Origin of the sequence: Paenibacillus sp. GYB003 (assembly GCF_036577625.1) — a bacterium.
Classification (GTDB): Bacteria; Bacillota; Bacilli; order Paenibacillales; family NBRC-103111; genus Paenibacillus_AB.
The window spans coordinates 15,760-39,508 of sequence record NZ_JARBDC010000035.1 but is presented as its reverse complement, the minus strand read 5'-3'; the positions used below and the strand labels follow the sequence as shown (position 1 = coordinate 39,508).

At 59.5% G+C, this 23,749-nt stretch carries 20 protein-coding genes; 15 read left to right on the top strand and 5 right to left on the bottom strand.

Annotation, left to right across the window (positions count from 1 at the left end; all coding sequences use genetic code 11):
- Nucleotides 1–1,595: 1,595 nt before the first annotated feature.
- Nucleotides 1,596–2,684 (top strand): 3-phosphoserine/phosphohydroxythreonine transaminase, encoded by a 1,089-nt coding sequence (gene serC, locus PV407_RS13030; RefSeq protein ID WP_332090364.1) that lies wholly within the window; start codon nucleotides 1,596–1,598, stop codon nucleotides 2,682–2,684.
- Nucleotides 2,685–2,773: 89 nt separating this feature from the next.
- Here serC and PV407_RS13025 read toward each other — a convergent pair whose 3' ends face one another.
- On the bottom strand, nucleotides 2,774–3,685 hold the full coding sequence (locus PV407_RS13025) for an AraC family transcriptional regulator (RefSeq protein ID WP_332090363.1): 912 nt from the start codon (nucleotides 3,683–3,685) through the stop codon (nucleotides 2,774–2,776).
- 181 nt (nucleotides 3,686–3,866) lie between these two features.
- Between PV407_RS13025 and PV407_RS13020 the strand changes: the two genes are divergently transcribed.
- The 10 genes from PV407_RS13020 (at nucleotide 3,867) to PV407_RS12975 (ending at nucleotide 16,304) form a co-directional block, all read left to right on the top strand.
- Nucleotides 3,867–4,865: an MraY family glycosyltransferase gene (locus PV407_RS13020; protein ID WP_332090365.1), complete on the top strand. Its 999-nt coding sequence runs from the start codon at nucleotides 3,867–3,869 to the stop codon at nucleotides 4,863–4,865.
- Between the two features lie 449 nt (nucleotides 4,866–5,314).
- Nucleotides 5,315–6,652 carry an ABC transporter substrate-binding protein gene (locus PV407_RS13015; protein WP_332090362.1) on the top strand — a complete coding sequence of 446 codons (1,338 nt, stop codon included), beginning with the start codon at nucleotides 5,315–5,317 and terminating at the stop codon, nucleotides 6,650–6,652.
- The gene (locus PV407_RS13010) at nucleotides 6,649–8,349 is read left to right on the top strand and encodes a sensor histidine kinase (RefSeq protein ID WP_332090361.1); all 1,701 of its coding nucleotides are present in this window, start codon (nucleotides 6,649–6,651) and stop codon (nucleotides 8,347–8,349) included. Before PV407_RS13015 ends, PV407_RS13010 begins: the two co-directional genes overlap by 4 nt.
- Before the next feature lie 34 nt (nucleotides 8,350–8,383).
- Nucleotides 8,384–10,051 carry a response regulator gene (locus tag PV407_RS13005; RefSeq protein WP_332090360.1) on the top strand — a complete coding sequence of 556 codons (1,668 nt, stop codon included), beginning with the start codon at nucleotides 8,384–8,386 and terminating at the stop codon, nucleotides 10,049–10,051.
- A gap of 283 nt (nucleotides 10,052–10,334) precedes the next feature.
- On the top strand, nucleotides 10,335–11,654 hold the full coding sequence (locus tag PV407_RS13000; protein ID WP_332090359.1) for an ABC transporter substrate-binding protein: 1,320 nt from the start codon (nucleotides 10,335–10,337) through the stop codon (nucleotides 11,652–11,654).
- Nucleotides 11,655–11,731: 77 nt separating this feature from the next.
- Entirely contained in the window at nucleotides 11,732–12,604 is an 873-nt protein-coding gene (locus PV407_RS12995; RefSeq protein ID WP_332090358.1) for a carbohydrate ABC transporter permease, read from the top strand.
- A gap of 10 nt (nucleotides 12,605–12,614) precedes the next feature.
- Nucleotides 12,615–13,445 carry a carbohydrate ABC transporter permease gene (locus tag PV407_RS12990; protein WP_332090357.1) on the top strand — a complete coding sequence of 277 codons (831 nt, stop codon included), beginning with the start codon at nucleotides 12,615–12,617 and terminating at the stop codon, nucleotides 13,443–13,445.
- Nucleotides 13,445–14,410 (top strand): phosphoglycerate dehydrogenase, encoded by a 966-nt coding sequence (locus PV407_RS12985; RefSeq protein WP_332090356.1) that lies wholly within the window; start codon nucleotides 13,445–13,447, stop codon nucleotides 14,408–14,410. The genes PV407_RS12990 and PV407_RS12985 overlap by 1 nt, the downstream gene beginning before the upstream one ends.
- Before the next feature lie 29 nt (nucleotides 14,411–14,439).
- Complete coding sequence (gene rbsK / locus PV407_RS12980; protein ID WP_332090355.1) at nucleotides 14,440–15,405, top strand: ribokinase; 966 nt, start codon at nucleotides 14,440–14,442, stop codon at nucleotides 15,403–15,405.
- Complete coding sequence (locus tag PV407_RS12975) at nucleotides 15,402–16,304, top strand: dihydrodipicolinate synthase family protein (protein WP_332090354.1); 903 nt, start codon at nucleotides 15,402–15,404, stop codon at nucleotides 16,302–16,304. Before rbsK ends, PV407_RS12975 begins: the two co-directional genes overlap by 4 nt.
- Before the next feature lie 232 nt (nucleotides 16,305–16,536).
- Here the strand turns inward: PV407_RS12975 and PV407_RS12970 are convergent, their stop codons facing one another.
- On the bottom strand, nucleotides 16,537–17,250 hold the full coding sequence (locus PV407_RS12970) for a response regulator transcription factor (protein ID WP_332090353.1): 714 nt from the start codon (nucleotides 17,248–17,250) through the stop codon (nucleotides 16,537–16,539).
- A 174-nt stretch (nucleotides 17,251–17,424) separates the two neighbouring features.
- On the opposite strand from PV407_RS12970, the gene trmL reads away from it, so the two are divergent.
- From trmL to hisS, 3 genes are all read left to right on the top strand, one after another.
- Nucleotides 17,425–17,889, top strand: coding sequence for a tRNA (uridine(34)/cytosine(34)/5-carboxymethylaminomethyluridine(34)-2'-O)-methyltransferase TrmL (gene trmL / locus PV407_RS12965; protein ID WP_332090352.1), 465 nt, complete (start codon nucleotides 17,425–17,427; stop codon nucleotides 17,887–17,889).
- A 224-nt stretch (nucleotides 17,890–18,113) separates the two neighbouring features.
- Nucleotides 18,114–18,362, top strand: coding sequence for an AbrB/MazE/SpoVT family DNA-binding domain-containing protein (locus tag PV407_RS12960; RefSeq protein WP_332090351.1), 249 nt, complete (start codon nucleotides 18,114–18,116; stop codon nucleotides 18,360–18,362).
- 379 nt (nucleotides 18,363–18,741) lie between these two features.
- Nucleotides 18,742–20,028 carry a histidine--tRNA ligase gene (hisS, locus tag PV407_RS12955; RefSeq protein ID WP_332090350.1) on the top strand — a complete coding sequence of 429 codons (1,287 nt, stop codon included), beginning with the start codon at nucleotides 18,742–18,744 and terminating at the stop codon, nucleotides 20,026–20,028.
- Between the two features lie 359 nt (nucleotides 20,029–20,387).
- Here the strand turns inward: hisS and PV407_RS12950 are convergent, their stop codons facing one another.
- Complete coding sequence (locus PV407_RS12950; protein WP_332090349.1) at nucleotides 20,388–21,455, bottom strand: phosphodiester glycosidase family protein; 1,068 nt, start codon at nucleotides 21,453–21,455, stop codon at nucleotides 20,388–20,390.
- Entirely contained in the window at nucleotides 21,452–21,904 is a 453-nt protein-coding gene (locus tag PV407_RS12945; RefSeq protein ID WP_332090348.1) for a hypothetical protein, read from the bottom strand. The genes PV407_RS12950 and PV407_RS12945 overlap by 4 nt, the downstream gene beginning before the upstream one ends.
- Before the next feature lie 376 nt (nucleotides 21,905–22,280).
- Here PV407_RS12945 and PV407_RS12940 point away from each other — a divergent pair, with 376 nt between their 5' ends.
- Nucleotides 22,281–23,189, top strand: a complete 909-nt coding sequence (locus PV407_RS12940) for an NAD(P)/FAD-dependent oxidoreductase (RefSeq protein WP_332090347.1) — start codon at nucleotides 22,281–22,283, stop codon at nucleotides 23,187–23,189.
- Nucleotides 23,190–23,439: 250 nt separating this feature from the next.
- Here the strand turns inward: PV407_RS12940 and PV407_RS12935 are convergent, their stop codons facing one another.
- On the bottom strand, nucleotides 23,440–23,673 hold the full coding sequence (locus PV407_RS12935; protein ID WP_332090346.1) for a DUF7662 domain-containing protein: 234 nt from the start codon (nucleotides 23,671–23,673) through the stop codon (nucleotides 23,440–23,442).
- Between the last annotated feature and the right edge of the window lie 76 nt (nucleotides 23,674–23,749).

The following is a 23,749-nucleotide window of genomic DNA, read 5'->3' as shown; positions in this document are numbered from 1 at the left end:
CCGAAAACCGAGTAAGCGGAGTAAAGGCCGACAGAAGAAGGATCCCCCGGTTCCCCGAGAAGTGATGGAAGTGACCGGGGTATGTGTCCGGCAGCCGAAAAAGCGGAACAGGTAATTTGATATAAATAGACCAATATTTGTAAATGGATGATTCCTGCTCGTAAGAGTAGACAGCCTTTTTCAAGTTGTACGGTGAAAAATAATGTCGACAATATCACATTCTTTTTACTTGCCCTTGTTTTGTTAGCTTTGATGCAACGCTAGTGGAAAAGTTCCCGTTAAATCGGCCCTGCGACGGCGAAACGCGCGTTTTCGGCAAGATTAGCGGGAGGTTTTCCGGTTAAAACGGTCGTTGGCGGGAAAAGCGAAATAGTAGCGGTAGGTTTTCCCGGTAACGTGGTTCGCCGCCCTGTTGCAATAAGGATAAAGGGAGCGAGGAGATGTAAGAAAAGCGGGGCCGAGTGGAGCAGGGTAGAGAGGAGTCGAACGGAGTCGAGCGGATTAAAGCCGAGCCGAGCGGACGGTGCGGAGAGGAGCAGAGCCGAGAGAGTGGAGCCGAGCCGAGTCGAGCAGATCAGGGCTGTGCAGATTCGAGCGGAGTGGAGCAAAATGATTCGGAGCGGAGCCGAGAGGGCAAACAGGGCTGAGCGGAGTAGAGCCGAGCTAAGGGAGCCGAGTGGGGAGGAACCGAGCGGAGTCAAGAGGAGCCAGTTGGTACGGAGCGAGTAGAACAAAGGGCGGAGTAGAGTAAAGAAGGCGGAATAGAGTCAGGTCAAGCGGAGCGGATCAAGCCGAGCTGAGCAAAGCAGAGCAGAGCAGAGCAGAGCAGAGCAGAGCAGAGTAGAGCAGAGCAGAGCAGAGTAGAGTAGAGTAGAGCAGAGCAGAGCAGAGTAGAGTAGAGTAGAGCAGAGCAGAGCAGAGTAGAGTAGAGTAGAGTAGAGTAGAGCAGAGCAGAGCAGAGTAGAGTAGAGTAGAGTAGAGCAGAGCAGAGCAGAGCAGAGCAGAGCAGAGCAGAGTAGAGTAGAGCAGAGCAGAGTAGAGTAGAGTAGAGCAGAGCAGAGTAGAGTAGAGTAGAGTAGAGTAGAGTAGAGTAGAGTAGAGCAGAGCAGAGCAGAGCAGAGTAGAGCAGAGCAGAGCAGAGCAGAGTAGAGTAGAGTAGAGTAGCGCGATGAGGGGCGGGGTAGGGTAGAGTAAAGCCGAGTAGAGCCGAGCGGAGTGGAGCTAAGCCGTGCGGAGCCGAGCCGAGCAGAGCGGTGCGGAGCCGACCGGAACTGAGCAGAGTAGAGAGCCGAGCAGAGTGGAGCGAAGCGAACCAGGGCAAAGCGGAGTAGAGCGAGCCAAGCGGAGAAGCTCTGCGGAGCCCTTCCCCCGGCGTACGCTGCAGACTTCCGGCCGCCGGACTTATCGGCCGTTCGCGGCGCGCGGGCGTGGCGTCGGACAACGGGCATTCTCCGTCGCCCGTCCGGCGTTCCTGCTTCGAACGCCCGTCCGCAATTTTGGACGATTTTCGGACAAATTGCCCCGGTTGTATTGAACGCCATGGCGAATACTGCTATCATAGCGATATTATACAAACGACAAAAGGTGTGGTAACGGTGACGAAGCGCGCGTACAACTTCAATGCCGGCCCGGCGGCGCTGCCGCTGGACGTGCTTAAGCAGGCGCAAGAGGAGTTCGTCGATTTTCGCGGAATCGGCATGTCGATTATGGAAATATCCCATCGGAGCAAAGAGTACGAGCAGGTGAACGACGAGGCGCAATCGCTCGTGAAGGAGCTGCTCGGCGTGCCCTCCGGCTACCAGGTGCTGTTTTTGCAAGGGGGCGCCAGCACGCAGTTCGCGATGATTCCGATGAACTTTTTGAAGCAGGGGAAGGCGGCCGGCTACGTGCTGACCGGGAGCTGGGCGGACAAAGCGTATAAGGAAGCGCAAGGGATCGGCGAAACGTACGTGGCCGCTACCGGGCAGCCCGGCGGCTTTCGCGCCGTGCCGAACGCGGCGGAGATCGAGGCGCGTCCGGGTGCGGCGTATGTGCACTTGACGTCCAACGAAACGATCGCCGGCTCGCAATTCGCGGCTTACCCGGATACGGGCGACGTGCCGCTTATCGGCGACTTGTCGAGCGACATCATGTGCCGGCCGATCGACGTTTCCAAGTTTTCGCTCATTTACGCGGGCGCGCAAAAAAATTTGGGTCCGTCCGGCGTCACGCTCGTCATCGTCAAGGACGATTTGCTGGAGCAGGCGGCGAAAGGGCTGCCGACGATGCTGAGCTACGGAACGCACGCGAAAAGCAAGTCGCTGTACAACACGCCGCCCGTCTATTCCGTCTACATCATGAACCTCGTGCTGAAATGGCTCAAGCAAAACGGCGGCCTGGAAGCGATGGAGCGCTTCAACCGGGACAAAACGAAGCTGATCTACGACGCGATCGACGGAAGCGGAGGCTTTTACGAAGGACTCGTCGATCCGGGCAGCCGTTCGCTCATGAACATTACGTTCGCCCTCGGCAGCGAGGAGCTGGAGAAGCGGTTCATCCGGGAGTCGGAGAAGGAAGGCTTCGTCGGCTTGAAAGGGCACCGGGACGTCGGCCATATACGCGCGTCGACGTACAACGCCGTTCCGTACGAAAGCTGCAAGGCGCTGGCCGATTTCATGAACGATTTCCGGCAGCGCAACGGCTGACCCGCTCCCGGGGCCGAGCCGGAACAAACCGGGAAAGACGAATCACCGTTCGACCGCAAGCCGCGGCGAGCGGATGATTCGTCTTTTGATTAGGGCGAGATGACGGGGCGGTTATGGGACATCCGGTAATCGGACGGCGACATGCGGCGATGCTCCCGGAACGCGCGGGCGAACGTCCGGTAATTGTCGTAGCCGACCTCGAGACAAATGTCGGAGATCGACATTTCGCTCGCCGTCAGCAGCGTGGCGGCGCGGGCGATGCGCAGCTCGTGCATGTAATCGTTTACGGTTTTGCCCGTATGCTCCTTGAACATGCGGCTGATGTACGAGGCGTGCAAACCGAAATGGTCGGAGACGGTGCCGAGCGAGATCGGCTCGTTGTAGTGCAAATGAATATAGCGCAAAATGCTCCACGCCTTCACGTTCGGCTGCTCCCGCTCGGCCGGGCCGACGGCGGCCGCGGACTCCTTCCCGTCGATCAACGCCCGCAGCAGCATCGTCACGACTTCGATCAGCTTGCCGCGCAGCACCGCGTCCCGGCCGATCCGCGCCTCCTTGTGCTCCTGCGCGATTTGCTCGATCAGCTTGGCGACGGCCTGAAACGCTTCGCCTTCGAAATCGTGGTAGGACGGGAGGTCCGAGCCGATTTTGTGAATCCAGCGGTTCATGTACGATTCGTACGGGTTTCCGAACAAAATATGGATGTCGAACATGCAGCTGTACAATTTCACCGGGTTCGTGCGGCTTCCGGAAAGCTCGTGAATATGATGCGGCAGCAGCAGCGACATCGTGCCGCTTTTCAGCTCGTGGGTCACGCCGTTGATCGTTTCGGTTCCGGAGCCTTCCACGACGAAAGACAGCTCGGCGAAGTCGTGATAATGCATCGGATAATGCGAGCCGAGCCGGTTGCAGGAAATGTAGAAGGGCAGCGTTCCTTTTTGCTGGGCGGCCAAAAAACGGTCGTCCGTCTTGGCGTCCTGGTATTGGGGAAAAACCGCCATGCGAACTCCTCCTCGAAATGGAAACGAATGGGCAAGCAGGTGCCGAGCAGCTGTGCGCCAGTACATGTATACCACATGTACATATTATATCACATCCGATGGCGTTGAGGGGGCGATCGAAATAAAAATATGCGGGTAAACGCGCAAAATGAACTTTTTGCGCGGGTCAGCCGTCCAACTAATGGACAGGTCATTCCAGCCCATTTCGGAGGGGATTCGTATTACGTACTTCCTATCTTTCCTCGTTGCGTTTGCAATCGTTTACGTATGCATTCCGCCGCTGCGCCGACTGGCGTTTCGCATCGATTTCGTGGACAAGCCCCGCGAAGACAGCGAACGGAAAATTCACCGCGAGCCGATCCCGCTTACGGCCGGCATCGCGATATTCGTCGGCTTCGTCTTTACGTTTCTGCTGTTCGTCCGGGAGGAATGGAGCCAGACGGTCGCCATATTGGCCGGCTCCCTGCTCGTGCTGGCGATCGGCACCGTCGACGACTGGTACAAGACGCACCGCAAAGAGTTTCCGGCACTGCCGAAATTTCTCGTGCAGGTGGCGGCCGCTTATATCGTTTATAAATCCGGCATCGTCTTCTACGGGTTTACGAACCCGTTTACCGGAGGCGAAGTGCTGCTGCCCGAATGGCTTCAGCTCGTGCTGACGGTCACATGGATATTCGGCGTGACGACCGTGATCAATTTTTCCGACGGGATGGACGGACTCGCCGGAGGCTTATCGGCGATATCCGCCGGGACGCTGTTTATCGTGGCGCTGGCCAAAGGGCAGTCAAGCTCGGCCATGATGGCCATAATCGTCGTTGCGATCGCGCTGGCCTACTTGCGATACAACAAGCCGCCCGCCAAAGTGTTCATGGGCGACGCCGGGGCGACGTTTTTCGGCTTCATTCTCGGCGTCATCGCTCTTGACGGGGCGTTCAAGCAGGCGACGCTGCTGTCGCTGTTCATTCCGATCCTGGCGCTCGGCGTCCCGATCTTCGACAACTTGTTCGTCGTGTTCCGCCGGATGCTGCAAGGGAAGCCGATTTATCAAGCGGACGCCAGCCAGGCCCATTACCGGCTGCTGTCGACCGGCATGAAGCCGAAGCAGGTCGTCGCCTTCCTATGGCTCGTCAACGTATGCCTGGGGATGATGTCGATCATTTTGCTGCTGCTGGACGTATAGCACCGACGCACGAGTGTCGCTTTCTTGCTTGTGGTTAGCGGACGTTTGGGACCGTTGTTTTCGTCCGCCGGACCCGAATTTGCCGAACATCCGTCGTTCGCTTGAAATCGCGGTCCCAAACGTATGCGATTTGCGATTTATGACCGCTATATCGTCGGATTAGCGGTCTCGAAAGGCTCCTAACGATGCCCCCGCCAGGCTGAAAACAGCCCCGGCCGCCGCAAGAGGGCCGAAGTCGAAGCGGCACATGCGCATGCACGCAAGCGGCCTGTCCGCATTGGAAAACCGTCCCGTCACCGGACGGTTTTTTCCGTTGGCGGCGGACGGCCCGCCCGGCGCCGCCGAATCCGCTAACATTGTATAGCGGTTGTTAAATAAATACCATTTTCAAACCGGGACAACCTATTCGTATAATGGAGTATCCGGAAAACCTACAGGAGATTGCCTCTATGATACGCATACGCAAACGCGCCCGCCGATTGCTGACGGCGATCGCCGGCCTGACGCTGCTCGCGGCAATGACGGCCGGCTGCCGCGGCGACGACGGGCGGACGGAGCGCCCCGGCGCGGACGGCCTGGGAGAGTCGCTCCTCGGGCGAAGCATTACGGTATATATGGGCAACAGCCCGGCGGCCGAGGCGATTCGAACGCTGCTGCCCGAATTCGAAGCGAAAACCGGCCTCAAGGTCGATTTGACGAGCTTCACGAACGAGCAGCTCAGCCAAAAGCTGTCGGTCCAGTTCGCCGCCGGAAGCGCCAACCCGGACGTATTCATGCTTCGGCCGCTCGAGGAGCTGCGCTCGTTCGGCGTCGGCGGGTCGCTGGAGCCGCTAAACCGCTTTGTAAGCGGTGACGCGGAGTACGACTTCGCCGACTTTTCGCAGGCCGCCGTCGAATCGGTCACGTTGGACGGGACGATTGCGGCCATGCCGCTGTCGACGGAGCAGCAAATATTGTTTTACCGCAAAGATTTGCTGGAGGAAGCGGGATTGCCCGTTCCGCGAACGCTCGACGAGCTGGAGGCGGCCGCCGGGAGGCTGCACGATCCGGCCGGCGGCGGCGTGTACGGCTTCGTGGCCCGGGGACAGCGGAACGCGCTGGTCACCCAGCTGTCCTCCTTTCTGTATTCGGAAGGCGGCGATTTTCAGCAAGGCGGCAAAGCGACGATCAATACGCCGGAAGCGCTCGAAGGGATCAACCGTTACGTGACGCTGCTGAGGCGATACGGTCCTCCCGGCGTGTTCAATATGGGCTGGCAGCAGGCGGCCGGCCTGTTTTCGCAAGGAAAGGCGGCGTTCTACACCGACGCGAGCGCCATCTACGCGATCGCGATCGGCTCCGAGCAATCGTCCATCAAGGACAAGGTCGGCTTCGCCCTGTTTCCGGCCGGGCGGGCCGGCGCGAAGCCGTACAGCATAACCGCGTGGGGATTGGCGATGAACGCGGCGTCGGATCGGAAGGAAGCGGCCTGGCAGTTTATACGCTGGGCGACCGGCAAGGACATCGTCATGAAATCGCAGCAAATGGGAAATCCGGGTGCGCGCCGGTCCGTCTGGAGCGACCCGCGGGGCGTCGCCGGCTTCCCGGAATCGTATATCGCCGTCGTCACGGAATCGATGCGCATCGGCGTCGGCCACGACCGGCCGCAAGTCGTCAACGTGGGGGCGGCCCGCGACCTGATCGGCGATATCGTCGTCCAGGGACTGCTGGAGGAAGACATCCGGGCGGCGGCCGACAAGGCGAACCGCGACTTTCAAGCGCTTATCGACAAGGAGCGAAGCCCATGAACACGTTCGGCAAAATTATGCTGCTCGTCGCCTCGCTGCTCATTCCGATCATGCTGCTGTACGGGTATTCCAATCAAGTAAGCGTGAACGTCGTTCGCGATACGATCGAAGCCGGCAACAAAAACCGGCTCGCCTTTTTTATGAGCCAAATGGAAATGATGATCGACCAGCTGACGAAATATTCGGTGACGGCCAGCCGCGATTACAGCATCAAGGAATATTTGGACGGCCGGAACCGGGACTCGCGGCTCGTGCAGATGCAGCGCCGCAACCGGATCGTCGAGATGCTCAACATGCAGATCGCGACCAGCGCCTGGAACAACCAGATCATTTTGTACGTGCTCGATTCCAAAGAAATATTGTCGACCGATTATTCGGTCCAATACGACGAAGCGTATGTCCGAAACCCGCAATTCAAATCGTGGTCGCACCGAAGCGCGGTTACGTTCGGCATTACGCAAACGTTTTTTTCGCGGATCAAGGAAAGCGATATCCCCAACTTGCTCGTCGAAGTCCGGTTCACCGACGACAATTTGCGGAACATGCTGAATTTGCTCAAGCAGGGCGGGGAGCACGAGCCGTTTATGTACCGGGCCGGAGCGGAGCCGATCATCAGCTACATGGCGAACCGGACGCTCGTCGACCGAATCGCGGAGCGGCTCGACCGGGCCGAGCTTTCTTCGCAGGGCGGCAGCTTGACCGTTCGGCTGAAGGACGGCGCCTATATCGTCAATTACGTCCGCTCGGACAGCCTCGGCTGGTTTCTCGTCGATATCGTGCCGCTGCAATCCGTGTTCGCGCCGATCGTTACGAGCCGAAATTTGTTTTACGCCTCCATCGCCTTGCTGACGGCGCTCAGCCTGTTGGTCACGCTGCTGCTGTACCGGAACGTGCAGCGGCCGATCCGGATGCTGATCCGGGGCGTGCAGCGGATCAAGGACGGCCAATATTCGGCCAGGCTGCAGCGGCAGTCGAACAACGAATTCGATTTCCTGTTCCGCAGCTTCAACGAGATGGCCGGACAAATCGGCGATTTGATCGAAAAAGTGTACAAGGAGACGCTCCGCTCGAAGGAGGCGACGCTCAAGCAGCTGCAGTCGCAAATCAATCCGCACTTTTTGTACAACTGCCTGTTCTATATTAAAAACATGTCGAATTTGGGCGACAAGGATGCGGTTTCCGCGATGGCGCTCAACCTGGGCGAGTATTACCGGTATTCGACGCGGCTGGAGAAGCCTACGGCGTCTTTGGCCGAGGAGATGAAGCTGGTCGAAAACTATTTGACGATCCAGACGATGCGCATGCAGCGGTTTCATTACGAAATCGACATTCCGGAGGAGATGCTGTCGCTCGAAATTCCGCGCCTGCTCGTCCAGCCGCTCGTGGAAAACGCGGTCGTCCACGGCGTGGAAAACAGCTCCCGCTACGGCCTGATTACGATAACGGGCACGCAGGAGGACGGGCTGCGGCGGATCGTCGTCGAGGACAACGGCCCCGGCCTGCCGCCGGAGCGAATCGCGGAGCTGCAGCGGAAGGTCGCCCTGCCGAAAGACGAGGAAACCGGCTTCGGCCTGTGGAATACGCATCAGCGTCTCGTGCATATGTACGGCGGAAGGTCGGGTTTGTACTTCGCCAGGTCCGCGTCCGGCGGCTTGCGCGCGGAGATGGTTTGGGAGGAGCGGCGGGAAACGCCGTGACGGGCGCCCGGCGCCGACAAAGGAGGAATTTCGGATGTTTCAGCTGCTGATCGTCGACGACGAAGCGAGTGTGGTCGACAGCCTGGCCGACACGCTTCCTTGGCGGGACATCGGCATCACCGCCGTGTTCAAAGCGTATTCGGGCGGCGAAGCGCTCGAGACGCTCAAGACGAACGCGATCGACATTATGATGACCGACATCCGCATGCCGGGCATGAGCGGGATCGAGCTGCTGGCGCTCGTCCGCCGCGAATGGCGGCGGGTGAAATGCATCCTGCTGTCGGGCCATGCGGAATTCGCTTACGCCCGGGAGGCGATCCGGCACGACGCCCACGACTATTTGCTGAAGCCGGTCGGAGACGACGAGGTGCTGGCGAAAGTCGGCCAGCTTGTCGAGAAGCTGCGGCAGGAAAGGGACGAAAGCCGGGCGTACGAGCGGGTCGTCCAGGCGTTCCAGGAGCATCTGCCGAAGCTGCGCGGCGATTTGCTCGCCGATCTGCTGCAGGGCACGAAGCTGTCGCCGGACAAGCTGAGGCACAAGCTGGAGTCGCTCAAAATCGCGGTCGCGCCGGGCGAACGGTTCGCGCTGCTGCTGTGCCGGCTGGAGGACCGGCTGGCCGAGCTCGACTTTTACAGCTTGTCGCTGATGGAATACGCGGTCGTCAATATGGCGGAGGAGCTGTTCGAGGACGAATTCCGGCTATGGAGCTGCAAGGACATCCACGGCTACCTCGTATTTTTGGTCACGCTGCCGGACGACGGTCCGGAACGGCCCGGGTCTTCGCCGTCCCCGGAACGGCCGGCCGAGCCGACCGAAAGCCGGCTCCGGTCGATCGCCTCCCAGCTGCAGCTCGGCGTTAACCGGTATTTGAAAGGGAGCGTCTCTGTCCTCATCAGCCGTTGGGGCTCGTTTCCGTCCGACATTCAGCGGCTGTACGAGGACATCCTGCTGTCGCTGCGGAAGCAGGTCGGCCAGCAAAGCGGCCTGCTCGTCTACGTATCGACCGAGCTCGACCGGCTGCCCGTCCATGCGCTGCAGCGGCTGAACGAGCCGCCGATGCTCGTCCATCTGCTCGAGTCCGGGGATTTCGAGCGGACGCGCGACAAGCTGACCGCGGTCTGGGAGGAGCTGAGCTCGAAGTGGGCCGATTCCCGGGAACATTTGACGGAAGCGTTTTTTTCCATCTACGCCTCGTTCAGCTCGTTCGCGCACAAAAACGGACGGCAGCTCACCGACATGATCGGCCCGCTGCTGTCCGACGTGACGGGCCTCGCGCCGATCCGCTCGCCGGAATCGTTTCACCAATGGATGTTCCAGTCGCTCGAGCTGCTGCAGCAATGCATGGAGAGCGAGACGCGGAACGACCGGGAAAACGCGGTGCGCAAAATCAAGCAGTTCGTCGAGAAGCATCTCGTGGACGACGTTTCGCTGCAGGCGATCGCCGATTCGATGTACATGCATCCCGTTCATGTGTCGCGCATTTTCAAGCTGGAGACGGGGGAAAATTTGAGCGATTTCGTGCTGCGCCTGAAAATGGAAAAGGCGGCCGCGCTGCTCGCCGACCCGTCGCTGAAAAACTACGAGGTCGCGCTGCGGCTCGGCTACCAAAATCCGAACTATTTCATCAAGGTGTTCAAAAAATATTATTCGGTCACGCCGCAGGAGTTTCGCCAAAAGCTCGAAACGGTCGGCGACCTGTAGCCGGCGGAAAGCGGCTCGTCCTTTTGCGGGACGCAGCCGCTTTTTTGCGTCCGAAGATGCCCCTGAACGTCCCCCGCGTCTCGCGGCTCCCCCTTCCGGCCCGCCGCGAGGCGATCTCGTTAATATTGTGCCATCCCGGTTAAATAGTTGTCATTTTAAGCGGCGGGGAAACGCTTTACTATGAAGACAAGAGGTTTTCGGGCCCGCGTCCGGCGGGACAAACGGAAGCCCGGATCATGAATGCGACGCCTACGGCGGTCGCAACTACGGGAGGTCACCACGAATGAACCGATGGATCAAGAAGGCGGCAGCCGTTTCGCTGCTTGCGGCGCTGGCTGCGGGCTGCGGCACGGGAGGCAAGACGGCGGGGGATTCGGCCGCCGACAACAAATCGAAGCCGACGCTCACGTTTTGGATGAAAAAGCAGCTGTTCGAGGACCAAAACAAGCTCATTCAGGAGCGTGCGAAGCAGTTCGGAACGGAGCACAACGTAAACGTCAATGTCGAGTTGATCGCTTACGAAGACTTTTATCCGAAATGGTCCGCCGCGATCGAGTCGAAGATGGTTCCGGACGTTTCGTTTTTCGGGTATCAGGAGATCGGCCAATTTTACGCCAAAGGCGTGCTTGAAGATTTGACCGATTTGGTCAAAACGATCGAAAGCAAAAACGGCGAGATGCAGGCGAGCATGAAAAAAGCGATCACGTTCCAAGGGAAGCCGTACGCGATCCCGTTCTGGACCGAATCGCAGGTGCTGTACTACCGCAAAGATTTGCTGAAAAACGCCGGCTTCGACGCCCCGCCGAAAACGTGGGACGAGTTCCGGAAAATGGCCAAGGCGCTCACCGATCCGGGCAAAGGCGTGTACGGCGCCGGCATGGGCTACGGCAAAGGCAATTCCGACGCCGAGTTCCTCACCCGCGGCATCATCTGGTCGTACGGCGGCTCGCTCGACACGAAGGACGGCAAGACGGTCATCGCGAATTCGCCGGAAACGATCGAGGCGACGAAATTTATCCGCGACATTTTCATGACCGATAAAAGCACGCCGCCGAGCGCCATCGGCTGGGACGACAGCGGCAACAACAAAGCGTATTTGAGCGGCCAGGCGGCGATGGTGTTCAACGTCGGCAGCCTGCTCAGCACGATCAAGAAGGACAACCCGGAGCTGTACGAAAAGACGGGGATCGCGCCTTACCCGGCCGGGCCGAAAGGCACGTTTATCCCGGGCATCAGCAACAACCTCGGCATTTTCAAAGATTCGCAAAACAAAGAGCTGGCCAAGCAGTTCGTCGAATACATGCTCGCGACCGACTGGTACAAAACGTGGATCGAGAAAGGCGCGCCGCTCACCGGCCCGGTCTTTACGAAGCTGACGGGCGAGCCGGTGTGGCAGGAGGAGAAGAACAAAGCGTTCGTCGAGTCGGTCAAAGGGTTTTACTTCCTCGGCTACCCGGGCGAATACAACCCGAAAGCGGGAGAAGCGTTCAACCTGCGCGTCGTGAACGACACGTTCCAAAAGCTGCTGCTCGAGCCCAGCTATACGCCGGAGACGGCCGTCAAAGATTTGCAGACGAAAATCGAAGACATTTACAAAAAGTAACTCATTCCTTACAGGCTGCGGGACGGGCCGGCGACTTGCGCGGTTTGCCCGCGGCCTACAGTTAGGCGGGATATCACTTGAGAACGAACACGGACAACAAGCTGGCTTATGCGCTGATGAGTCCCGTATTGATTTATTTGCTCGCCGTCATGGTCGTTCCGTTCGGTTGGGCGCTATACCTCAGCTTTACGGACAAAGTCGTCGGCAGCGGCGCCGCCTTTATCGGACTCGGCAATTATATCGAGCTCGTCAAAGACTCGCTGTTCTGGAAAGCGGTCTGGAACACGGCGGTGTTCACGCTGGTCGCGGTAATCGGCAAGACGGTGTTCGGCATGATCATGGCGCTCGTGCTGAACGAAAAGATCGTATGCCGCAACGTGTTTCGGGTGCTGCTCTTTTTGCCGTGGACGATCCCGACGATCGTTTCCGTTTTTACGTGGCAGTGGATCTACTCCGACGTGGGCGGCGTGCTCAACTATTTGCTGCTCAAGGCGCACCTGATCGCGAAGCCGGTCGGCTGGCTCGCCAGTCCCGATCTGGCGATGTTTTCGGTCATTTTGGTCAACGTCTGGCGCGGCATCCCGTTTATGGGCATCGCAATATTGGCCGGACTGCAGACGCTGTCCAAAGAAATGTACGAGGCGGCGATGCTGGACGGCGCCGGGGCGTTCAAGCGGTTTATCTACATGACGCTGCCCTCGGTCAAGGAAGTGACGGTGCTGGCCGCCGTCATGACGACGATCTGGACGCTGAACGATTTCGAGATCATCTGGCTGCTTACGCGCGGCGGTCCGTCCAACGGGACGCAGGTGCTGTCCACGCTCAGCTACACGATCGGATTTTTGAATATGAGCTTGGGGAAAGCGATCGCCATCGCGATCATGACGATGCCTCCGCTGATCATGCTGATCAACTTCGTCACGAAGCGTTCGCTTTCGTCGAATGAGTAGGTGATGGCGGATGGAACATAAATCGATCGCGAACCGGATAGTCGTTTACGCCACATTGGCCGTCATGCTCGTCTTCGCCCTGTTTCCGCTTTACTGGATGTTCAATACGTCGTTCAAATCGAACGGCGAAATTTACCGGATGACGCCGACGTTTTGGCCGGATCGGTTTACTTGGTCCGCTTACGAGAAGCTGTTGACGGAAAACGGATTTTTGCTGAACGTGAAAAACTCGCTCGTCGTCTCCGTTCTCGTCGCGCTCGGCTCGATCGCGGTCAGCATGCTGGCCGCCTATGCGATCGCCAAGCTGCGCTTTCGCGGCCGAAGCGTCATTTCCCGGGGAATCCTGTACGCGTATTTGATGCCGCGCGCGGTATTGTTCATCCCGCTCTATATGCTCGTGTCGTCGATCGGCCTGAACAATTCGATCTACGGGCTGATGCTCATTTATCCGACGATTACGATTCCGTATGCGACCTGGATGCTCATTTCGTACTTCAAATCGATTCCGGTCGAAATCGAGGAGGCGGCGATGATCGACGGCTGCAGCCGGGCTCGCGCGATGCGGAGCGTCATTTTCCCGTTGGCCGCTCCCGGAATCGCGGCGACGTTCATTTTCTCGTTTACGCTTTGCTGGAGCGAATATTTATATGCGCTGGTCGTGGTGACGAAAGGCTCGGACAAGACGCTGACGCTCGGGCTCTCGGACATGATCGTCGGGGACGTCTTCGCGTGGGGGCCGCTGATGGGCGGGTCGATTCTCGCCTCGATTCCGGTCGTCGTCATGTACCTGTTCACGTCGAAATATATGGTTAGCGGCATGACCGTAGGAGGAGTCAAATAATGGGCGAACGGAAAAAAGTGCTCGTGACCGCGACGAATTATTCGCGGCTGTGCGCGGAAGCGAAGCGGCTGCTTGAAGAGGGCGGCTGCGAAGTGATCGAGAACAAGCTCGGGCGTCCGCATACGTTCGAGGAGCTCGCTCCGCTCGTTGCGGATATCGACGGCGTCGTCGCCGGGGTCGACACGTGGGACGAAGCGGTGTTCAAGCTGGCGCCGAAGCTGAAGGCGATCGCCCGGTTCGGCGTCGGCGTCGACAACATCGACCTGGACAAAGCCCGCGAATACGGCATTCGGGTGACGAACGTGCCGGGAGGGAACGCGAACGCCGTCGCCGAGCTGACGATCGGGCTGCTGCTGGCGGTGCTCCGCAACATTCCGGCGCTGCACCGATCGGCCCGGAGAGGCTACTGGGACCGGCACGTCGGCGGGGAGCTGGCGGGCAAAACGGTCGCTCTGCTCGGCTTCGGCAACATTGCGCAGATGGTCGCGAAAAAGCTGAGCGGCTTCGACGTCGCGATCGTCGCCTACGACAAGTACCCGAATGCGGAGAAGGCGCAGGAGCTCGGCGTCGAGCTCGTCGGCGCCGAGGAGGCGCTGGCGCGCGGCGACATCGTCAGCATGCATTTGCCGAGCCTTCCGGAAACGCGCCATATGATGAACGACGAGCGGTTCGCGCTAATGAAACGCGGGGCGTACTTCATCAATACGGCCAGGGGGGCGCTCGTCGACGAAGCGGCGCTGTACCGCGCGCTCGAGTCGGGAACGATCGCGGGAGCGGCGATCGACGTGTACGAGCGGGAGCCCGTTTCCGCGGACAACCCGCTCTTCAAGCTGGACCATATCGTCACGACGCCGCATACGGCCGCCGAAACGGAGGAAACGTACCGCAGAGTCGGGCTCGTCACGGCGCAGGCGCTGCTCGACGTGTTCGCGGGCCGGCCGCCGGCCAATCCGGTCGTCGGCTGAGCAATGGCCGCGAGGAAAGGAAGAAGTCCATGAAAAAGAGCGTTGTCGTCGTCGGCAGTTTGAATATGGATATTGCGGTCGCGGTCGCTCGGCTGCCCGCGGAGGGCGAAACGCTGCAGGGAGGCGGGCTCGCGGAAGCGCCGGGCGGCAAAGGGGCCAATCAGGCGGCGGCGATCGGCAAGCTGCAGACGCCGGTCTGCCTGATCGGCAAAGTCGGCGCGGACCGCAACGGGGACGCCCTGCTGCAATCGCTCGCGGAGTCCGGAGTCGATACGGGCGCCGTCCTGACTTCGTCCGGGCAGCCGACCGGAATCGCGCTCGTCACCGTCGACCGGGAGGGGCGCAACCATATCGTCGTCGTCCCCGGCGCGAACGGGGAGCTGAGCAGCGACGATATCGACAGCCGGATCGGGATGCTCGAGCAATGCGAAATCGTCGTGCTTCAGCTGGAGGTTCCGCTGGAGACGGTCGCCTATACGCTGAGCAAGGCGAAAGCGCTCGGAAAAACGACCGTATTGAATCCGGCGCCGGCCGTCAGGCTGGACGACGAGCTGCTTCGCCATGTCGATTTTTTGATTCCGAACGAGCGCGAGCTGCGGACGATCGCGGGTTTGGACGACGTCGGCGGGCCGTCGATCGAACGTGCGGCCCGGCTGTTCGCGGAGAAGGGCGTCGGCGCCCTGATCGTCACGATGGGCGAGAAAGGCTGCTATTACGCCGATCGCAGCACGGTTAAAGCGTACCCGGCCCTCCAAGTGAACGCGGTCGATACGACGGCGGCCGGGGACAGCTTCATCGGCGGCTTCGTCGCCGGCTACTTGGCGTCCCGGGACGCGGACGCGGCGATCCGCGAGGCGCAAATCGCCGCCGCCATTACCGTGACGAGGCACGGCGCGCAAAGCTCGCTGCCGACCCGACGGGAAGTCGAGTCGTTTCGGCGGAGCTTGAACGAATACGAACAGTTTCGGAGCAGAAGAGGAGAGGACGAGGCATGAAGCATTTATACGGCGTAACGACGGCGATGGTCACCCCGTTTCGCAAGGACGGCTCGATCGATTTCGAAGGCGTGGAGCGGCTGACCGATTTTCTCATTTCGAAACGGGTTCACTGCTTGTATCCGCTCGGCACGACGGGCGAAATGCTCCGCTTGTCGGTCGACGAGCGCAAGGCGGTCGCCGAAACGGTCGTCCGCAAGGCGGCGGGCCGGGTTACCGTGTTTATTCACGTCGGCGCGATGACCCAGGAAGATACGGTCGAGCTGGCGAAGCATGCGAGCGAGATCGGAGCCGACGGCATCGGGGTCGTCACCCCGGCGTTTTTCGGGGCGAACGACGCGGAGCTGGAGCGCTATTTCGTTACGGTCGCTTCGAGCGTGCCCGACAGCTTCCCGGTTTACTTGTACAACATTCCGCAGTGCGCGGCCAACGATTTGAAAACCGAGGTCGCCGAGAAGGTAGCGGCCCGATGCGCCAACGTCATCGGCATCAAATACAGCTACCCGGACTTTTTGCGGACGAACGAGTATTTGAACGTAAGAGGCGGCAGCTTCTCCGTCATGCAAGGCGCGGACCGTCTGTTTTTGCCCGCTTTGGCGATGGGCTGCGAAGGGGTCGTTTCCGGCGTCTCCTGCGTCTATCCCGAGCCGTTCGTGGCCGTGTACGAAGCTTTTCTCGCGAACGATCTGGACCAAGCGAGAAAGCTGCAGCGCATCGCGATCCGCTATTGCGAAACGCTCAAGAGCGGCAGCAACATGTCGTACTTCAAAGAAGCGCTCAAGCTGAGAGGCGTCGACGCCGGCTTTATGAGAGCGCCCCAGCTCGACCTGCCCGAGGACGAAATCGCCGATCTGAAGCGCAGGCTGGACGAGCTGAACGCGCTGACCGGCTACGCGTAAGCCGCGCGTTCGATCCGGCCGTTCCGGTCGCGGGCGAATGCCGATACGCCAAGAAAAAACGTCCGGAAACCGGACGTTCCAGGGGTGGCCCATGCCGACGGCATGGGCCTGCTCGTTTTGGGGTTGCGGATCGGTCCGCGGCACAGCCGGTTCGACTTTGCATCGGCAACCGGTCGGGCTGCACGGACCCGATTCGCCGTCCGGCGGCGCGATAAGGGCTAACGGCCTGGAGCTACGCGAGCGATTCTTTCGCGACCGGCTCGGTCAGCTTGTAGCCGACGTTGCGGATCGTGACGATATATTCGGGCGTGCGGGCGTTTTTCTCGATTTTATCGCGAAGATGGCTGATATGGACGTCGACGATGCGCGTATCGCCGATAAAATGGTAGTCCCACACCCCGTGCAGCAGTTGCTGGCGGCTGAGCACCTTGCCCCGGTGCTTGCACAAAAACAGCAGCAGCTCGAACTCCTTGGGCGTCAGCTCGATCGGCTCGTCGTTCACCGTCACTTCGCGCTGCTCCGGGCGGATCCGGATCGGCCCGATGTGCAGCACCTCCGCTTCGGCCGTCGGCAGGGCGCTCGTTCGGCGCATAATCGCCTGAATGCGCGAGATGAGCTCCTGCGGGCTGAACGGCTTCGTCATGTAGTCGTCGGCGCCGTTGTCGAGCCCGGCGATTTTGTCCGACAAGTCCTGCAGCGCCGTCAGCATAATGATCGGAACGAAATTGTTTTGATCGCGAAGCCGTTTGCACACTTGCGTGCCGTCCAGCTTCGGCAGCATCAAATCGAGCACGATCAAATCGGGACGAAATTGCGGAATCGCTTCAAAGACGGCCTCCCCGTCGAATACGCACATGACTTCATAACCGACAAGCTTCAAATTGAATTCGATGAGCATCGAGATCGAAGGTTCATCGTCAACGACCAAAATTTTCTTCCTTGTCATCGTCTTCTCCTTTCGAAAACCGAAAACGGTAAGTCGTCGTTCGTCTTCCATTATGAAACGCAAGCATAATCGGAAGATTAAGGATTCGTTAAGCGGATGTTAAAATTTTCGGAACGGTTGATGTATAATACAAGTAGGCTATTCATTCCATACTCGACGAGGAGAAGGTTTGCTTTGTCTTTTCACATCGTGCTGGTCGAACCCGAAATTCCTGCAAATACCGGCAATATCGCCCGAACGTGCGCCGCGACGGGGACGGTGCTTCATCTGGTCCGCCCGCTCGGCTTCGCGACGGACGACAAAACGTTGAAACGCGCCGGGCTCGACTATTGGCATTCGGTCGACGTCCGCTACTACGATTCGTTCGGGGAGCTGACGAACGCGCTCGCCGGCCGACGCTTCTACTATGCGACGACGAAAGCGTCCAAATTGTATACCGATTTCGCCTACAAAGACGAGGACGTGCTCGTATTCGGCAAAGAGACGAAAGGGCTTCCGCCGGAAATCATCGAACCGAACCGGGAAACGTGCATCCGGATGCCGATGACGGACGCCGTCCGATCGCTCAATTTATCGAATTCGGCGGCGATCGTGCTGTTCGAGGCGCTGCGGCAAAACGATTTTCTCGGGCTGCGATGAAAGCGTCCGCGGCCCCGCCGTTCGGCGCTTCGCCGATCGATGCCGGTTCGGCATGAACGTCAAAGTCGATTCCGATCGATTCCTTCGACAAAATCATTCAAATCGGCATAAAGACCTATAGCAAAAGAAGGATTTCGCCCGGTTTCGGCGAATTCATAATGCTGGAAGTGGAACATATGCATGGCATTCCGTCTACTTTCCGGGCAAAAGCGAGGTGAGTCGAGATGAGACCTGCAGGAGTCGTACGAAAAGTGGATCAATTGGGCCGTATCGTGCTGCCCAAATCGCTCAGAAAAAGATATCGGATGAACGAAGGCGATCCGGTGGAGATTTTGGTTTCCGGCGATCATATATTGCTGGAGCGATATCGCCCCAAATGCGTGTTTTGCGGCGAAATGAACGGCGTCACGGAGTATCGGGAAAAACACATTTGCATGAGCTGCTTGCGCGAGATGACCATGATCTCCTTGTAACCGCTATCGAACCAAACGTTCATGCGCCGCACGGCCCGCCGCTGCGGGACGAAGTGGGACGGCATCCTCGCGAACGGATCGGGGGTGCTTTTTTGTTGTGCGCGGAGTTCGGCTTCCGGGTATTGCTTCAACCGGACGAAGACGCTATAATAAACAGCATTACGAAGAAGGAGGCGGACCGAAGTGACGCCGATCGCGAAGTTCGCGCAACTTCATCATCACACCTAAGCGTTAGCACTCCCTGGGCAAGCGAACAGGGCGGGCTGGCGCTAATCGCGTTGGCCTCCCTGCGGCATACGGAGCGCGCGGGACCAAGAGGTCCTGCGCGTTTTTTTTATCAAAATCGGCAGCAGAAGCCGGGAAAGAAAGGATGAAGCTTATGCAAAACGTCAAAGGCACTTTCGATTATCGCGCCGGGGAGCAAAAGAAGCGAAACCGAATACGCGCCGTGCTCGAGCGTCAGTTCGCGCTGTACGACTTCGAGCCGGTGGAAACGCCGATTCTGAACGAGCTGTCGCTGCTCGCCTCCAAATATGCCGGCGGCGAAGAAATCGAGAAAGAAATGTACCGCCTTTCCGATCAAGGGGGGCGAAGCCTCGGGCTGCGGTACGATTTGACCGTTCCGTTCGCCAAGCTGATCGCGGCGGCTCCGGGACTCGCGCTCCCGTACAAGCGTTACGAAATCGGCAAAGTGTTCCGCGACGGGCCCGTGAAGCGCGGGCGGCTTCGCGAATTTATGCAGTGCGACGCCGATGTGGCCGGCATTCGGGGGCCCGAGGCGGAAGCGGAGCTGCTGCAGCTGGCGGAGGCCGTATTCGGGGCGCTCGGCATCGACATCGTCGTTCGCTGGAACAACCGCCGGTTTCTCGGCGAGCTGCTGGGCGCCATCGGCGTGGACGAGGCGTCGCAGCCGTCCGTCATGCTGACGCTCGACAAGCTGGATAAAATCGGGGCGGACGGCGTGGCGGCCGAGCTCGCGGCCAAACGTACGGACGCGTCGGCGACGGAGCGGATCGTCCGCCTCATTCGCGGCGAACCGCCCGCGTTCGAACGGCTTGCGGACCGTTTCGCGCTGACGGAAACCCGCGGAACGGAAGAGGTCCGGGCGCTGTCGAAGCTGCTCGATGCGCTCGGGCTTGGAACGATAAGCCGGTTCGATCCGTTTTTGTCGCGCGGCCTGAGTTTTTACACCGGGACCGTATACGAAGTATTCGCCGCGGACGGATCATATCGGTCCTCGCTGGCCGGCGGCGGCCGTTACGATGCGATCATCGGCAAGCTGAACGGCCGCGAAGACGTGCAAATTCCGGCCGCAGGCATTTCGTTCGGCCTCGATTCGATCCTGGAAGTATGGAGCGGACGCGAAGCGGAGCCGGACCTTCCGCCCGTCCGTTTGATCCCGATAGGCGATACGCTGCCCGAAACGCTGGCGGCCGCCGCCCGGTTCCGCGGCGCCGGAATACCGGCGCGGGTCGAGGACGGCGCTCGCAAGCTGAAGCGTACGCTCGCTTCGGCATCGTCCGGGGGCGCCCGATTCGTCGCGTTCGTCGGGGAGACGGAGACGGCGGGCGGCCTCATCCGGCTGAAGGACATGCGATCCGGCGAGGAACGGGCCATGCCGCTGGAGTGCGCGCTGCTTGCGGTCGAAAAGGCGTACGGTCGATAAAAGGTGCAGCGCAAAAAGCCGCCTCTCCCGCTGCGAAGCGGGGGAAGCGGCGTCGGTTGCCGTCGCGATGGGCGCGGGAGCGCCGAGCCGTACGATAAAGGCGCCGGGCGCCTTCGCCTTACAAGCCCTTCGTTTTGTCCTCGTTGTACGAAGCGGTCAAAATGGCGCTGATGAACATTGCGAATACGACCATGACAAGCCAAAACGTAGTGGAAGCGAAAATGGACATGTCTGGTTACACCCCCAGTCGGAAAAAGTGCCGTGACAAACTAAACCTATTATACCCAAACGGTCCGAAAAAGAAAACGGCCGTTTTGTGAACATTGCGCGCGGCGGACCGGCGTGGAGAAGCTTCGGCTTTATTTAAAAAACAAAAAGTTCGTCGGCAGCGGACGAAGCCGTCCGTCCGAAGGATTGTTGATCGTTTTGCCTTCGAAAATGAGCGAAGAGGAGCCTCCGCCGTCCAAATTGTAGGCGTCGACGACGCGCAGCCTGGCCAGCCTGTCCTGCAGCTCCATCAGCGTCGCGCCGGAGCCGCCTCGCTCGTTGTAGCCGTCGGCCACGATAAACAGCAGCTGGTTGTTGCCGAAATTGCCGACGACGGTGCGGGGCGCCCGGCGGGGCGAATTTTGCCATTGCGCCGGTATCGCCTGCTTGACGCCGCCCTTCAGCAGGACCGGCACGAACGTCGCGCCGAACGAAGGATTCAGCTTGTCCAGGTCGGCCTGCTTCGTAAATTTGCCGCCGATCAGCTTGCGGTCGGTGCTCAGGCCGACGAACGCCAAGTTGTCGAACGACGGTTCGAAGCCGTACACGTACTTGCCGTTCAGGATCGTCGTGCTGAGCGGATACCGTTTGCCGTCTTCCGTATCGGCGAATCCTCCGGCGTTGATGCCGGCGACCGCGCCGAAACGGTTCACCGCGGCCAGCGTCGTTTCCGAGCCGCCGAGCTTGTCTTTGCCGAGCGCCATCTTCATCGCCTTGTCCGTTTTCAGATCGGCCTTGAGCGCGTAGCCTTTATAGTTCGGGTCGTTGAATTGGTACAGGCGCAAATCGATATTGGCCGACGTCACGGTTCGGATCGGCTTTCCGAACTCGGCGGAAATCCTGGCGTCGAAGATCGCCGCCGGGCGGGCCGTCTGGGCCGTCGCCAGCTTGAGCATCGCGCTCGTATCGTTTGCGCTCTGCTCGTATAATTGATAAAACTTTTCGACCGTGCTCTTCGTGGCGGCGGCGTTCACTTTGGCGACATCGAGACTCTGGTGAACGGTTTTCGTCTGCTCTTCCAGCGTGAACGATTCCAGCGTAGGGGCGAAACCGAGCCGGGGCATGTCCAGCGCGAAGCCGGCCGACAGCAGCCATACGACCATGCCGATGAACGGGGCGCACGCAAGCAGGAAAAACCGGTTGATTTCGCGGGCCGTCATTTGAGCACATCCAAATTTTGCTTGAGTTCGTCAAGCTTCTTTTTCACTTCGGCCAGCTGGGTGTAGAGCTGGTTGCTGTTGTCGGTTTTGCTGTTGGCGCTGTCTTTCGTAAAGGCGAGAAGCTCGTTGAACGAATCGACCTTCGCCTGCAGCGCCGCCATGTCCGCCGTCACGCCCGTTTTCAATTGATCCAATTGCTGCTGGTACTGCGTCTGCATCGCCTGCAGCTGCTGCTCCGTCTGGCTGGCGAGCTGCGCGCCCAGCTGCTTCTTCAAATGCTCCGTATATAGCATCGTCCCGAGTACCCCGGTCGCGATCAATAAAAACCAGCTGGAGAAAAACAGCAGATACGTCTTTTTGGACGCGGAAGCGGCTTTAGCCGATTTGGCGCTGCGCTGCGGCGCTACGGCCGGAACCGGACTGGCCTTCGCCTCGAGCGGCGTGCTCATGCGACTCACCTCGATTTTCGACATTTTGCTTGGAATGCGGCACGACACGAGCCTATCGATCCATACTGATTACGACGATGCGTTTCGCCGAAATGTTGCATAATTTTTCCTATGTAGGGCAAAAAACGAGCGTACGGACGGATTTTCGACAAAAGCAACGGAATCGACAGGGGCTGAACCGAAAGCGCTCGGCATACAACTTCGAACGCGGGCTTCGTTTTTTGGGGGGACGTGTCGCATACCGTCGCCGAAGCGGCGACTATTCTACTATTTTAGCAATAATAGAATGCGAATGCCAGAGAACCGCCGGACAAATTCGATTGTTTTGGCCCGGATGGACATACTAAGGCGGATCGAGAAAAAAGGAGGGCGAACGATGTCGACGGTTTACGACTGCATCATCGTTGGCGGAGGAATCGCCGGGCTGCAGGCCGCCATCCAAATCGGCAGATACGGCCATTCCGCGCTCGTGGCGGATAAGGGGGACGGACGCTCCACGCTGTGCCGGAGCTATCATAACGTGCTCGGCTGGCCCGACGGCATTTCGGGCATGGAGCTGCGCCGTCTCGGGCGAAGCCAGGCGGAGAAGACGGGCATCCGGTTCGTGGCGGACGAGATCGTCCGGGCAGAGCGGCAGGCGGATTTGTTTTGGCTGCAAGGCACGGGCGGAGAGTACCGGGCGAAAACGGTGCTGCTCGCCACCGGCATCGTCGACCGGTTTCCCGATTTGCCCGGACTCGTGCCTTGTCTCGGCAAAACGGTGTACGTATGCCCCGATTGCGACGGGCACGAAGTGCGCAACCGGAAAACGATCGTGCTCGGCTCGGGCGACCCGGGCGCTTCGATGGCGCTGACGCTGTCCGACCGAACCGACGATCTCGTCTTCGTCAACCACGAGCGGAAGCCCGTCTCGCCCGAGTCGTCGTCGGCGCTTCGGGACAAGCGGATCGTCGTCGTCTCCGAGCCCGTGCGCGAAGTGCTCGAAGCGGACGACGGCCTGTTCCAGGGAGTCCGGCTCGCGAGCGGCGGCGAAATATGGGCGGATCGCGGTTTTATCGCCTTCGGCGGCAACGAGGTGCGTTCCGCGCTTGCGGAGCAGCTCGGCGCGGAGCGGCACGAGAACGGCCATATTATGACCGATGCCCGCACGAAAATGACGACCGTGCCGAACCTGTGGGCGGCCGGCGACGTCGGCGTCCATTCCGAGCAGGTGACGATCGCGATGGGCGAAGGAAGCCAGGCGGCGATCTGGATGCACAAGACGCTGCTCCGGCTGGGCGAATGATAGCAGGCCGCTCCCGTTCGGGCGCGGCCATTTTTGCGGGCAAATCCGCCGATCTCCCTTCACGCAGCCGCGAATGCCGGCTTTCCGCCTCTCCCCGATTCCCGAAACGCAAAATCCGAACTGGCCGAAGACGACCCGCGAATTGCTTGGCCGCCCGTTCCATGTTCAAAAAATGTTCAGTACGATTCCGTACAATTTTGCCAGTTCCGCCGAATGCGGCGGCTATCGAAGCCTGCCGGGGGGACCCGCGTCAACGGCCGGACCGGATAAACGTGACGCTGATCCCGAGCTCGACGTCGCTGACGTGCCAGCCGGCGCTCAGCCATGCGTGGGATTGCGTCGTCGACGGATCGTTTCCCCACCACGAACGATGCTTGTAGGCGGCTTCCGGCAGAGCGAAGCCGAGAATCTGTTCGATTTCGGTATATGTCAGCGTAATGGCCGCTTTTTGGCTCAAGTATTTTTGCAAATACATATATTTCATCGTTTCAACTCCTTAGCGATTACTATAGGGGCTGCAACTGAACAGATTCTGAAAATCCGGAAAGGAGTATCTTTCA